This window comes from Spiroplasma endosymbiont of Cantharis lateralis (genome assembly GCF_964030855.1).
Taxonomy (GTDB): domain Bacteria; phylum Bacillota_I; class Bacilli_A; order Mycoplasmatales; family Mycoplasmataceae; genus Spiroplasma_A.
Genome location: NZ_CAXIQF010000008.1, coordinates 546,650 through 560,616, shown reverse-complemented (window position 1 = coordinate 560,616; position 13,967 = coordinate 546,650). Strand labels below are relative to the sequence as shown.

Below are 13,967 nucleotides of genomic sequence, written 5' to 3'. Positions count from 1 at the left end.
TTTATTGTGAGTCACTAAAAAATAGTTCTAAAAAAACTTAAAATTAATTCTCAAAATTATAGAAAATAGATTCAAAAAAAAATTAGTTTTTTGCTATATTATTTTTTATTTCTAAGTATTTTTTTCAAATTTCATTTACATAATCATGAATAAAAGGTTTTTGTCTAGTTTTTATCATTTCTTTAATTTCATCAACACTTTTTCATACTTTTTCTATAATATCTCTTGAATAGTTCCAACTAATTCTATTTCTATTAAATTCTTTTAAATCCAATATTTTATAACTATAGTCATTAAAAACTTTAAAATCTAAATCATAATCTATATATTTTACTGTACGTTCTTCAAAAATATATGGTGATGCTAAATTACAATAGTAATTAATTCCACGCTCCTTAAACATACATATTATGTTATATCATTCCTTCTTAAAAAAGAATCAAATAGCTGGTTCATTTGTTTTTCATTTTCTACCATTAATTTCAGTAATTAATACTTCCTCATTAATTAATATTATATGATTTTCTGTTTCTTCAAAAATACTAACTTTTTCTCATGATCTATATATTTTGCCATTGTGTTTATACGCATGAACAAAAACTAAATCTCCAGTTTTTGATTTCATTCAAAAACCTCCTTTCAGTACCCATTCTATATTATTATTAATATACAAAATAATTATAACTTCAATTCAAGCCTTATTTAAAAAAACAAATACTTTCATATTTGTTTGTTTAAATAATATTATTAATATGCTCTTGCAAAATATACCATTAAATTTGATTCTTTATTACAATTAAAACATTTTGATTTGATTTGATCTACGCCATCAGGAATACATCTTGAGTTTGTTGAAGTTTTTTGTTTTACATCATTTTCACATTCAATTTCTCCACAAAAAGGCACTAATACAAATCCTGGTGTTTTTTCAATAATTGATAAATATTGCTTTACAGTATCTGCTTTAAAAGTTTTATCAAGTCTATTCTTTAATGCTTTTTGATAAAGATTTTTATCGTGCTCTAAAATTTCATTATTTATATAATTTTCAACATCTTCTAATTTTACTTGTACTTTATTTCTTAAGTCTCTTCTAGAGATAGTAACAACTCCATCTTTTAAATCTCTTGGTCCAACTTCTACTCTAATTGGAACCCCTTTGATTTCAGCTTCTGAGATTTTAAAACCAAAAGATTTGTCACTTTTATCTAGTTCAACACGATAATTTAAATTTAACTTCTTATGCAACTTATTTGAAACATCCATTACTTCCTTAGAATCATTAATTGCAATAATTGATATTTGAATTGGTGCTACTTTGCTTGGTAAAACAAGTCCAAAATCATCTGAATGAGTCATAATAATTGCACCGATTAACCTTGTAGATATTCCCCAACTTGAAGAATATGCATACTCTTCCTTTTGGTTTTTATTTTGAAACTTAATATTAAAAGCTTTTGCAAAGTTATCTGCAAAATAGTGACTTGTTCCAGACTGCAATGATTGTCCATCATACATTAATGATTCAATTGTATAAGTTTCTTTAGCTCCAGCAAATTTCTCTTTTTCAGTTTTTCTTCCAGAAATTACAGGTAACAAAAGAATATCATTTGCTAACTTTTTATAAATTTCTAAAATATCCAAAGTCATTTCCTTAGCTTCAACTTTTGATGAATGAAAAGTATGACCTTCTTGTCATAAAAACTCACTACTTCTCAAAAATGGTCTTGTTGTTTTTTCTCATCTCATAACATTTGCTCATTGATTATATTTAACTGGTAAATCTCTATATGAGTTTATTTCTCTCGATAAAAAATCAGCTACTAGAACTTCACTTGTTGGTCTAATAAATAAATTTTCTCCAAGATTTTTATCTCCAACCTTAGTAACAGTTGCAAGTTCTGGAGCAAATCCCTCTACATGTTCTTTTTCAGCAAGAAAAAGTTTCTCTGGTATTAAAAGTGGAAAATAGACATTTTGAATTGCTATTTTTTTAAATTCAATATCTACAATTTTTTGAATTAGCTCTCAAATAGCATAACCATGTGGTTTAAAAATCATTGTTCCTTTTACAGGGCCATATTCCATAAGTCCAGCATTTTTAACAACGTCTGTATATCACTTACTAAAATCCACATCTCTAGATGTTATTTTTTCCATTTTATTTGCCATTAATTATTTTCTCTCTTTCTTTTTATCAATATTTCCAGTTTCTCCAAGGAAAACATCAATATCAATATCATTTGCTTCTACATATGTTTGAATTCTTTTTAAATTTGCCTTATCTTTAATTAATATAAATTCAATTGCTTCTAAGGGTACTGTTTCATATATATAGACTATATTTTTTGCCTCATCAAATGCTCAATCATTTTTAGTTAATTTAGCTAAATTATGAGGATCAATTCCAATAACACTAATTTTTTCAATATCTACTTTTGATTCACTTGCTCATTTTCAAAAATGAGCTCTTGTTGAAGAATCAAATTCTAATCCTATTGAGTTTTCATTTTCTAGATAAGTTCAGACTATATATTCTTCATTTTTTTTAAGATTTTGATCTTTTAAAAGTCTAATACCTCGCTCTAAAATTAGTAATACATTATTTACATCAGTATAAAAATATAAGTTATTAATATTTTTAGTTTTAATAATATTTAAAACTTTTTTTTGTTGTTCTTTACCTTTAAATAATTTTTTGAAAAAACCCTTTTTAGGTTTATTTTCACTTAATTCAGTATTTTTATCATTTTTTTTCATGCTATAAACCTCTTAACATATTTCATATTACTTATTCTATATCTAATACCTTATATATTCAAATAAAAAACCAAGATTTTAAAATCTTGGTTGTATTTTTTAAAAAATGGCGGATTGAGAGAGACTCGAACTCTCGCGCCAGTTACCCGGCCTAACACCTTAGCAGGGTGCCCTCTTCACCAACTTGAGTACCAATCCATTTACATTTTTAATTATAACAAAAATATTGCTTTAACATAAATACATTTTTTTAAATTATTAAAAACAATTTAGTTAAATTAAATTTCAAAATTTTGAAAAAAAAAAAAAAAACATTAATGCCTATATAATAAAACAATGGAGAAAAACAAATGATAGAAAGGTATTGGGGAGGCTAAGTAACATTATTTCCTAAAATTTTGGATCATTTCGTTTGGTGTACATCCATTTTTTAAGATTATATTTGTACTATTAAAAATTTTAACAAATTTATATATACAACTTCTAAAATGTTGATCATTATTAAATTTATTACCAAATATTAAATAAAAATACTTTTTGACTCATCTATGTGTTTGTTCTACAAATTGATTACCTTTAAATCCTGATGCTGAATTTGATCTAATTATATTATGCTGTTTACAAAATTTTTCTGTTTCTTTACTTGTAAATGCAGAACCTAAATCACTATGCATAATAATTTTCTTTATTCTAACTAAATCCATTTTTCTTACTAAACCTTCTAGCATTTCAAGAGTTACTAGTATATTTTCAGAGTTGCCAACTGAATATGAACTAATTTCATTAGAGTAAAAGTCATATGCAGGTAAAAATAAGCGTTTTGTTTTAACTCCTCCAATATAAATATTTTTAAATCATGTACCATCAATTCCAATCTTTTCTAAATATTTATTAGAGCTATAATCTCCTTTTATAAGATCTAATGAGGTATATTTCTTATGAGTACTTATTCCCATTCTTGTTTTTGATTTAGAAGATGCTATTTCTTTTTTTAATTTTAATAAAACATCTGTTCTAAGTTCAATAATTGTCTCTCTAGAAAGATTTATATTGAAATCTTTTAATATCTTTAATCTAGCTTTTTCAGCACCAAATATACCGTCCTTCCTTGAATAAATACTTTCTACAGCCTCTTTGGCATGAAGATGATATTGTCTTTTATATTCGGGTTTTCCTCTTTTAATTCAATTAGTATAACTACGATAACCAACACCATAAATTAGAATAGTTTGTTTTGCATCATTTCCCATTAATGATAATTCATATACTGTTTGATATATCTGAATTATATCTTTTTTTGTATATGTCTTTTTATTAACCTTTTGATAACCTATTAGAAATGATGCTATGGACTTTTTTAATAACTCAACTTCCTTCTCTGCTTGTTTTCTTTTCTTCTTTTCCTTCTTAAGTTCTATTAAATAAGCACTTCGCTTAATTTGTTCTTCTAATTCAAAAAGCCTCTTTTTCAATTCTTTATTCTCTTCACTATATTTGTTAACTTTATTTTTAAGTCTAACTTCATTGGTTTTATTACGTTTTTTCCTATCAAATACTTTAATATCAGATGACTCATGATATTTTTGATATCAATCTAAAATACTTGAATTAGCTTTTATATTATATTTAATTGCAATATCTTTTAATTTAATTCCATTAATATAATCATTAACAGCTTGAATTTTTAACTCATTTGAGTATTTCATTTAGATACAACCTTTCTTGCTAATACAATTATAATCTTGTTCGGAATTATAAAACGAAAAAATTGGGATACCTATGTACTTAGACCCCCCAATACCAAATTAAAAACCTAACAAGAGTCTTTAAAAATGATACTGGCATAAAAAATGTCAGCTTCAATATTAATGACCAAGATATTATCGCCTTTGTTGGTGATAATGGTGCTGGAAAAACAACAACAATAAAAGCCATTTTTGGAGAGCTTCACTTAAAAGAAGGAGAAATTTTAATAAATAATGAAAATTTATTTATTAATAATAACTTACAAAAATTGGCTTTCTTTCCAGATACTAATAATATTCCACTAGACATGAAACTTCACGAGTATATATTATTTTTATGTGCTGCTAATGGAATCAACAAAAAACAATTAGAAAATAAAATTAAAAATATCTATGAAATGCTTGATTTAAATAAATTTAAAAATAAAAAAATAAAAGAGTTATCTGCTGGATGAAAGAAAAAGGCAATTATGGCAAGTGTTCTTGTTCGTTCTCCGAAATATATTATTTTAGATGAACCAACAGCAAATCTAGATGTTGAATCAAAAATAGAGTTTATTTCAATTCTTAAGGAGTTAAATAAACTTGGTGTTACAATTCTTATTACAAGCCATATTATTGAAGAACTTCAAGAGATAGCAAATCATTTGGTTCTTATCAAAAATGGAGAAATTGTTTATGATAAACAATTTGATAATAAAAAAGAGTTAATAATTAATATTTATAAAAAATTTATCGATCCAAAAAAAGTAAATATTGAATTAATTTCAAACTTATATAAGGAGGATAACCAAAATGAAAAATAAAAATGTAAAGAGTTTATTTATAATTTATTTTTTAAATTTAAAATTAGCTTTAAGAAATAAATCTATTATTATCACCGGTTTAATTTTCATTTTTGTTAGTTCTTTATTTATTCTTATGCAATCACTTTCAAGTAGTTATCCTAAAATGCAACTAATGAATTTATCATTATTTAAAACAGTGTCATATATTTGTAGTGGATTTTGCTTTAGTATTTTCCTTACTTTAATTTCATTCTTCTTTTTTAAAAAGCAAAAGGATGATGGAATTCAAAATATAGAGTTAAGAGCAGGAATACCCATTTGACAATCATTTTTGTATAGATATTCACTTGCAATATTAATTTCAATATTATATGTTTTAATAAACTTTATTTTAGGTACTTTATTTACACTAATTTCAAACTATGAACAAGTTATTGTCAATGATATATTATTAACTCAATTGGCTTTTTATTTCTTTTTACCGATAGTATTAATACCTTTTATAATAGCTATTTCAATGACTTTTAGTGTAGCAATTGGGATTTTGAACAACTTATTATTAGCTTTACTAATTTTTATATATCCATTTGGTGCTGCATTAAGCAGTCAATTAAACGGAACTATCAATAAAATATCAGAAACTAGTTATCTAAATGCCAATATTAATATGTATCTAGGTCACTCATTCTATAATAATTTAAAAAATGTTGAGAAGTATAATGAGATTTTTAAAGAAACCGAAATTGATTTTAGTTATAAAGATCTTACAAACGATAATTTTGATAATATTAAAAAAAGAGCTTTTTTAAATGGTCAATCTAATTTACTAAGCAGTGACAATAAAATTCTAAGTGAATATAAAATCTCTACTCTTATGAATGAAATTTTTGAAAAAGCACAAGAGCTTGAACCTTATAATTCAGATATTGAAAATCAATATTGATTGCTGTCTAAAGAAGGATGATCAGAAAAACAAGTATATATTGAAATTCAACCAACTTTAGATCATTTAAAAAAACAGTTGCCAGAATTATTAGGCTTATTCAATTGAGTTGAATATACTTATAATAATTATTTAACAATTATTAAAGATGGTAATCATGGAGATTCAAACGGATTAGCCTACTCAATTTTTAAGAAAAATTCTTTGGATATTGAATTGACTTTTGAATTTAAAAATGAAGCTTTAAATATAAATAATGAAAATATATTCAATATTTATAAAGAGCATCCTGAAATTATGATTATTAATTGACTAATTTTGTCAGGTTATAGAGCATCAATGTACAATGATTTTAATAACTCAGACAATGATATTTTAAGTATTAAAAATAATGGTATTAATTACGACTCTGAATTTAAATCAAATAACAGTTCTGCTAATGGTAATTTTTTTAATAACTGATGATATATTTACAGAGGTAATAATACAAAGCCTTTTGTAAATGATTATGTTTCTTCAATTTCATCTATGATGCAACCCACTAAGCCTTTAAAATATTATTCAAAAAATGATATTGAAGAGATTATTAAAAGAACAAAGCCAGAAGAGGAAAAATTAAATGATGAAGACTTATCTCTTTATAAAGATTTAGAGATGAAAATAAATGGTGGATTTAATATGACATTATGCATAATATGCTGAATAGCTTTTTCGGCAATATTAACATATTTGAATTTATTAATTTATAAGAAAAAATCAAAAATATAAATTTCATTTAAATATTTTCTAATTTTAAATCCAACATTTATCTATGTTGGATTTTTTTATTTAGCTAATAAAAAATATAATTGAGAATTATTAAAGGTCTTTTTTAAAAATGAAGTGTTTCATTTCTTTTTCGTTATAAATCTTATTAAACTCTCCTATTTTAATAAAATCATTTTTTAAAACAACTTTTTGAGAGATTAGATTATCATATTTTATTAAAGAATAAACTTGCTTTAATCCATATTTATTTTTTGCAGTTTTTAATAAATCTGAAACTGCTTTTGTAGCATAACCCTTTTTTCAAAATTCATATTTAATAATATATCCTATTTCATATACAATATTTCCATTTACTTCTTGTAGTGTTATTCCTGCTTGACCAACTACTAAATTATTTTCTGAGTCAGTAATAAGTTTATAGCCTAATTCATTTTCTAAATATCTTTTTTGTTGTTTTTTTATTCAAGCATGTACATCTTTTTCATTGAAGTCATGTTCTCAAGCTTTCATAACTTTTTTATTTAAAAGCATATCAGCAATATCTTGATAATCTTCAATACTCATTTTTTTATAAGATAATTTCATATTATAAACTCTTTCCGTTTTCTTTAATTATAAAGTATAAAAAACCTTATTAGTATTTTCTTGTAAGAGATACTTAATAAGGTTTTATTTTTTAATTTAAAAGATTTTTATCTACTAAACGTCGTTATTTTTTTTGGCTTTTCGTTGTTCACCCAAGACTTTTATCATACGTGGTTTAATGGCTTCTTGTTCTCCACCATAAACAATTTGAATATTTGTTCCTCTAATAAGAGCTCCATTGGCTCCTCCTAAAGATATGATACCTTCTTTGTCAACAACACTTCCGTCTTTTACAGTTACACGTAAACGACTTGCACAAGCATCAACATCGACAATATTGCTTTCTCCACCTAAAAACTCAATTATCTTTGTGGCTTTTTGAATTCTTGCATTTTCAGAAGAACTCTTATTATTTTCAATTTTTATATCATCAACATTCTGACCTTTTGCTTCTTTGTAATCAGCTTTTGTTGCTAATTTAACATCACTACTTCCATCTCTTCCTGGAACCATTACATTTCCATATTTTACTGCAAAGTAGAATGAGAAGAAGTAAGCTGGTGCCATAATACCTGCAACCCCTAGAATTGCAAATACTGATGTTGCACTCATAGCTTTACTTCCAAAGAATGGAATTATTCCAAATACTATATAATCAATAAATCCTCCTGAAACTGTCATTGAAACGTGAGTTTTAAATAGTCCAGATAATAAGAATGAAATTGATGCTAATGGCATATGTACACCATAGAATAATCAAGGTGCTAAGAATAAGAATGTATATTCTATTGGTTCTGTAATCCCTGTTAGGAAACAAGTAAAGGCAGCTGAGAAATAAATTCCCATCACTGATTTTCGATTTTCCTTAGGAACATTTAATCACATTGCTAATCCCGCCATTGGTAATCCTAACAACATGAAACCAAACTTACCAGATTGGAATCTTCCAATATTTAATCCTAAAATATCTAAATCCTTAAAGTTTAAAACATCTGAATTAGCAATAACTTTATAAGCCATTGTTTGATCTCCCATTGATTTTCATAAATCAGTGTAACTAGTGCTTATTAAATTTCTAATTTGGTCAAATGATGGTGCTGCTGTTCCTAATAATTTAACTCCATCATGGTTTTTAGCTCATACATCTGCAAATTGCTGTTGAACAATTGGATCAACTGTTTTTTCAAATGCTTCAGCAATTGAACCTCCAGCGTTTGTTCATCATAATGGTGCATAGAACACATGATGTAATCCAAATGGAACTAATGAACGCTCTGCAACTTCATAAATTAATGAATCCACACCATAAGGAAGTTTTCCTGATGCTTGTCCAAATGCTGCTAAGCCCATACCTAGATATGGTCATAAAAACATAAATATAAATGACAATGGTATAACTGCAACAAATGTTACAATAGGAACTAATTTTGTTCCACTAAAGAAACTTATTGCAGAAGGTAATTGAGTATCATGGAACTTATTGTAACATTTTGCTGCAATTGCCCCAACAAATATACCTGCAAATACTCCTGTATTTAATGAATTAACTCCAATATTTGAAGTAATTAATCCATTTGGAATTCAATTAATTCATAGTAATGAATAATAAACGCTTCCAGCAGCATCAATATATTCAAGATTTGAATTAATTGCTATACCATTTCCAGCCTCTGCAATTTCTCTATTTGCTGCACTTACATATTTTGCAATATCTTGTAAATTAAATTCTAAATTTTCTCAATTAATTTCTCATTTATTATTTCCAAGATCTGTGTAAAGTTGGTGTCAACTTGAGTCTTCTAATTGTACTCAAACTGTACTATGATCTACTGTACTTGTATGTAATAGAGCAGCTTGCATACCATTCATAACAAGAAAACCAACAACAGCTGTTAAAGCTGCAATACCTGAGTCCTTAGTATAAGCTAATGCAACAGATATACAAAATAATACTGGTAAATTTCCAAAACAAACATCACCCATTTTATTTAGAAGTGATCCAAAATAAAATAGAAATGCAACATCACCAGCATTTGATGAAATCGCTGCCCCAACACCAAGAAATACACCCGCTATTGGTAAAAGTGCTATTGGTAATAAGAATGCTTTACTTAATTTTGAAAGTGTGGGCATAACATTTTTACCCATGCTTTTCATTTTAGCAACAAACTTATTTGAAGACTTCTCACCAGATTTTTGAGTAATATTTTTCATTTAGTTTATTTCCTTTCTTTTTTTTGTGGTTGTTAACTAGAACATCATCATTAAGCCAGTGAACGCCATTATAAAACCAAAAAGCGCAACAAAAAGAGGAAAGTTTTTTTTAGTAAACTCCCAAATTGTCTGGCTTTCTTGATTTCCAGTTTTAAAATTTGAATTATCTTTTACTTTATTTTTGGCATAATATGCCCAATATCCAAAACCTACAATTATTAATAATCCAATTATTAATAATGACAACCCTATAATTTGATTTTGTTCCATTTTTAAAATTCTCCACACTTTTATTATATAATGGAAATTTTTTTATTGCAATACCATTTTTAAGTTTTAATTATAAAAGCGTTGCTAAAACGCTTTTATAATTTTATACATTAAAACCTCTAGAATTAGCTTTGGTTTTTTCTATTCAATACTTAAATTTTTCCTCGTCTTGAACTTTTTCTAATTCAATGAATCTAATATCTTCATTTTTTAAACCCTTTTCATTCATATAATCATCTATATTTTTATATTCTTTATGTTCAATTTTATTTACAATTTCTAACGTTGTTTCACTAAAATTATTACTTTTGAATATTAATATTGGTCAAAAATACTCTTTTGAATTAAAATTATTAAAAATTAGAGCATAAATACCTGACTTATTTTCAAACTCATCACCATATTTTACTACCCCTTTATTTTTAAAGATCTTTTTAATGTCATTATTTTCCATTTCTTTTTTTAATTTAAAAACAGAAGAAGCTCCTCAAACTGAAACAACTAAACCAATAATAAATAAAATTATTATTAATGATAAAGCTCATATTGGCATACTTGTGCCTCTATTAATTTCACTCATATAATAAAACTCCTTTTCTTATATAAAACTTTTTATATACAGTGGTTTAATATCTTTTAAATCCTTGATTTCAACAAAAAAGGACTTAGTTTCAAAATAACATTTTTGAAAATCAATATTCTTATAATCTGTAACTAAACTAAAATCTGAAAATTGTTTTTGAAAATCTTCAAGATATTCAAAAGGTAATAATTGATCTTCAATAATGTTTTTACCACTATCATAAATTCCTAAATATATTTTAGCTCCCCTTGCATCTAATATACTTATAGCTTTCTTATTGCCAGCTTGAAATGCTAATGAGGATAAAGTAAATACATTAAATTTCTCACTTAAAGTTTTCAATGTTTTTACAATAGTAATAGCTACTCTTACACCTGTATAACTTCCTGGACCCTTTATTGCATATAAATTCTCTATTTCTTTTATAGTTAATTTGTTCTTATTTAAAAAAATAATAAGTTCATTCAATACAATATCACTTACTCTCATTTGATTGTCTAAAAATAGAGTATCGATAACCTTATTATTTTTTTCTAAAATGATAATTAATTTATTATTACTTGTATCTAAAAAAAGATTCATTTAATTGCTCTCCTCTATAGAATAAATTCTTTTGTTTTCAGAGATTATCTCAATTGATATTTTTATTACATTAAAATATCTAAAATAATCAATTGCTAAATTTTGACTTCATTCAACTACATTAAAGGAATTAATCATTTCTTCTAAATACATTTCACCATCTTCTTTTGGACTTAACCTATAAGCGTCAATATGATTTATTTTTAATTTATCAATTTGATATTGGTGCATTATTGTAAAAGTTGGTGAGGTAACCAATTCTTTTAATCCCATAGCTTTAAGCAAGTATTTACTAAATGTAGTTTTTCCAGAACCCATTTGTCCCTCAAGAATTAAACAACTATTCTCCTTAATTTTAGGCAGAATTAATTTAATAATTGTATTTAATTCATCAAGATTGCAAATTTCTAATCTCATTTAGCAATACTCCTTTGCCTATATGTATATATGATATAATGAATTTGCACTATTTTGGAGGTAATTATGGTTAAAGATATTTTAATAATTGGCTGTGGTTCTGCGGGGCTATATGCTTGAAAAATGGCAGCCGAATTAAAATTAACTGGAGATATAGTTGAATCAAAAGACACATATGGTGGTCAAGTTAGTACCTATTATCCAGAAAAATATATTTATAATTTTCCAGCTATTCCAAAAATTCAAGCGCAAGAAGCTATGGATCAAATGTATGAAGCAATTAAAAAAGAAGATAATGAAATTATGGCAATTTATAATACCTATGTTTTAGAAATAAATATAATAAAACCAGAAGAAATTGGCCATGATAATTGATTTGAAGTTAAATTTTCTAACAAAAAAAAGAAAAAATATAAAAGAATTCTTTTTACAGATGGTATGGGCTTATCTAAGCCAATACCCCTGGTTAAAAAAGATTATAATAATATATTTTATTCAATTACAAATATGAGTGCTTTTAAAGGTCATAATGTATTAATTTTTGGTGGAGGTGACTCATCTCTTGATTGAGCAAATGAACTTAGCAATAATATTGCTAAATCAGTCACTATAATTCACAGAAGAGAAGAATTTAGAGCAAAGCCAGCAAGTATTGAAGAAGCACAAAAAAATAATGTTATATTTTTAACACCATACAATTTTGTTAAAATTTTGGAGCATAATAAAGATATTGCAAAGAAAATAAAGATAAGCAATATTAATACAAATGAGGAGTTAGATCTAGAATTTGACTCAATTATTGTTCAATTTGGACAAACAATTGAGAAGCAAAAATTTGAAAATTTGAAATTAAATATAAATGACTTAAATAGATTTGAAGTAGATTATACTATGCAAACTAATGTAGTTGGAATTTATGCAGCTGGTGATTGTTGCATTTATCCCACAAAAGTTAGAAACTTAGTTTCTGGAGTTTATGAATCTATGCAAGCAGTTATACATATTGAAAAAACTCTAAAAAATAGAAAAGTTGTAAATAATGGTTGATAAAAACTAATTATTTAAAATCTAATTTTTAATAAACTTTTAATCAGAGGTAGAGAATAAAATGAAAAATAAAATGAAAAAAACAGCTTGATATATATTTTTTATTTATTTCTTTGCTTTTTTAATCCTTTCTGCAACTATGGCTCAAATTGATCCAGCCCCTAGATATCATATTTTTGGATGATGAAATAAGATCTTCGCAGATATGGCTTTTTGAACTACACAAACAAACTGAATGTTTTTTATATTCTTTTTATTTGTTGCTTTAAATGGAAAATGGGGTTTATGAAAACCAGGTAAGGTTGCTTGAATTAATTTTTTAAGTTATTTTACTTTAACAATGGTGCTTTTCTGATCTGCTCTATCAGGTTCAAAAGAGTACCCATTAGTACTATGGTCTAATCAATATGATACTTTTCTTAAGTGATTTATTACAATTACTACACATCTTGTAACATACTTAATTGCTATGGGTTACTATTTTTTTATAGTAAAAAGAGAATACATTGATATAACAACTTGATATAAAAAAAACTTATTGGTTGGTTGGATTTATCCAATGTTTTATTTATTTTTTGTTTTAATTAGAATGCTAATAATGAATAATTTAGGTACTGAACATTTTATTATGCAAACTCCAAATAATAAAATTATTTGAATTGAAGAAAACTATCAATGAGTTTTTGATTTAGATGTTAGTGTTCTCTCAACACCCTATTTTTTCTTTAATCCATTTGTTCTTAATGGAACAGAACTTATTGTAATTGGTTCTATAGGTTGTTTACTTTTAATTACTTTATGTCAATATTTACTAATATGAATTAATAATATTTTTTTAAAAGAAAAAAAGACAATTAAAAATAAAGAGATTATTATTTTATCTCAACATGAAAAAATACTTGCTTGTTCAAAAATTTTTCTAGGTTTAATTTTTATCTCAACTTCAATTTATAAGTTAACAATTTTTTCAAATTATAACTTCAGTGAAAAAGACAGTGAGTTATATTATATAGCATATATCGTTTTATACTTATTCTCATTAGGAACTAATCTCATAATGACAATACTTACAATCTTAAAATTGCTTAAAATATATGAAAATAAAAATCTTGAATTTGTCTCATCGGTTTTTTCTGGTTTCTTTTTAATACATATTTATTTCTTATCTTTAATAATTCTTATTCCTATTATCTTTGAAAGAGTTATAGAAAATAAAAAAAGTTTGTTACTCAATAAATAACAAACTTTTTTAGATAAAAATTTAA

The 13,967-nt window shown here is 25.2% G+C and carries 14 protein-coding genes and 1 tRNA gene; 4 read left to right on the top strand and 11 right to left on the bottom strand.

Going from position 1 to position 13,967, the window contains the following annotated elements; genetic code table 4:
* Positions 1–82: 82 nt before the first annotated feature.
* From AAHM99_RS04890 to AAHM99_RS04870, 5 genes are all read right to left on the bottom strand, one after another.
* Entirely contained in the window at positions 83–625 is a 543-nt protein-coding gene (locus AAHM99_RS04890) for a DUF402 domain-containing protein (RefSeq protein ID WP_342275557.1), read from the bottom strand.
* A gap of 122 nt (positions 626–747) precedes the next feature.
* Complete coding sequence (proS, locus tag AAHM99_RS04885) at positions 748–2,172, bottom strand: proline--tRNA ligase (protein WP_342275556.1); 1,425 nt, start codon at positions 2,170–2,172, stop codon at positions 748–750.
* 3 nt (positions 2,173–2,175) lie between these two features.
* Positions 2,176–2,760 carry an acetyltransferase gene (locus AAHM99_RS04880; RefSeq protein WP_342275555.1) on the bottom strand — a complete coding sequence of 195 codons (585 nt, stop codon included), beginning with the start codon at positions 2,758–2,760 and terminating at the stop codon, positions 2,176–2,178.
* Positions 2,761–2,867: 107 nt separating this feature from the next.
* Positions 2,868–2,958: transfer RNA gene (locus tag AAHM99_RS04875), tRNA-Ser, on the bottom strand.
* A 185-nt stretch (positions 2,959–3,143) separates the two neighbouring features.
* Complete coding sequence (locus tag AAHM99_RS04870) at positions 3,144–4,466, bottom strand: DDE-type integrase/transposase/recombinase (protein ID WP_342275141.1); 1,323 nt, start codon at positions 4,464–4,466, stop codon at positions 3,144–3,146.
* A 98-nt stretch (positions 4,467–4,564) separates the two neighbouring features.
* Between AAHM99_RS04870 and AAHM99_RS04865 the strand changes: the two genes are divergently transcribed.
* Together AAHM99_RS04865 and AAHM99_RS04860 are read left to right on the top strand one after the other, a co-directional pair.
* Positions 4,565–5,311, top strand: coding sequence for an ABC transporter ATP-binding protein (locus AAHM99_RS04865; RefSeq protein WP_342275677.1), 747 nt, complete (start codon positions 4,565–4,567; stop codon positions 5,309–5,311).
* Positions 5,301–7,004 (top strand): ABC-2 transporter permease, encoded by a 1,704-nt coding sequence (locus AAHM99_RS04860; protein WP_342275554.1) that lies wholly within the window; start codon positions 5,301–5,303, stop codon positions 7,002–7,004. Before AAHM99_RS04865 ends, AAHM99_RS04860 begins: the two co-directional genes overlap by 11 nt.
* Before the next feature lie 90 nt (positions 7,005–7,094).
* Here the strand turns inward: AAHM99_RS04860 and AAHM99_RS04855 are convergent, their stop codons facing one another.
* The 6 genes from AAHM99_RS04855 to tsaE form a co-directional block, all read right to left on the bottom strand.
* Positions 7,095–7,589 carry a GNAT family N-acetyltransferase gene (locus tag AAHM99_RS04855; RefSeq protein WP_342275553.1) on the bottom strand — a complete coding sequence of 165 codons (495 nt, stop codon included), beginning with the start codon at positions 7,587–7,589 and terminating at the stop codon, positions 7,095–7,097.
* 114 nt (positions 7,590–7,703) lie between these two features.
* The gene (locus AAHM99_RS04850) at positions 7,704–9,722 is read right to left on the bottom strand and encodes a PTS transporter subunit EIIC (protein WP_425288810.1); all 2,019 of its coding nucleotides are present in this window, start codon (positions 9,720–9,722) and stop codon (positions 7,704–7,706) included.
* A 117-nt stretch (positions 9,723–9,839) separates the two neighbouring features.
* On the bottom strand, positions 9,840–10,073 hold the full coding sequence (locus tag AAHM99_RS04845) for a hypothetical protein (protein ID WP_342275551.1): 234 nt from the start codon (positions 10,071–10,073) through the stop codon (positions 9,840–9,842).
* Positions 10,074–10,176: 103 nt separating this feature from the next.
* Positions 10,177–10,653 (bottom strand): hypothetical protein, encoded by a 477-nt coding sequence (locus AAHM99_RS04840; RefSeq protein ID WP_342275550.1) that lies wholly within the window; start codon positions 10,651–10,653, stop codon positions 10,177–10,179.
* A gap of 18 nt (positions 10,654–10,671) precedes the next feature.
* Positions 10,672–11,238 carry a tRNA (adenosine(37)-N6)-threonylcarbamoyltransferase complex dimerization subunit type 1 TsaB gene (gene tsaB / locus AAHM99_RS04835; RefSeq protein WP_342275549.1) on the bottom strand — a complete coding sequence of 189 codons (567 nt, stop codon included), beginning with the start codon at positions 11,236–11,238 and terminating at the stop codon, positions 10,672–10,674.
* Complete coding sequence (gene tsaE, locus AAHM99_RS04830; RefSeq protein ID WP_342275548.1) at positions 11,239–11,655, bottom strand: tRNA (adenosine(37)-N6)-threonylcarbamoyltransferase complex ATPase subunit type 1 TsaE; 417 nt, start codon at positions 11,653–11,655, stop codon at positions 11,239–11,241.
* 66 nt (positions 11,656–11,721) lie between these two features.
* On the opposite strand from tsaE, the gene AAHM99_RS04825 reads away from it, so the two are divergent.
* Both AAHM99_RS04825 and AAHM99_RS04820 read left to right on the top strand, forming a co-directional pair.
* Positions 11,722–12,705 carry an NAD(P)/FAD-dependent oxidoreductase gene (locus tag AAHM99_RS04825; protein WP_342275547.1) on the top strand — a complete coding sequence of 328 codons (984 nt, stop codon included), beginning with the start codon at positions 11,722–11,724 and terminating at the stop codon, positions 12,703–12,705.
* A gap of 58 nt (positions 12,706–12,763) precedes the next feature.
* Positions 12,764–13,942 (top strand): hypothetical protein, encoded by a 1,179-nt coding sequence (locus tag AAHM99_RS04820; protein WP_342275546.1) that lies wholly within the window; start codon positions 12,764–12,766, stop codon positions 13,940–13,942.
* The last annotated feature ends 25 nt before the right edge of the window (positions 13,943–13,967 follow it).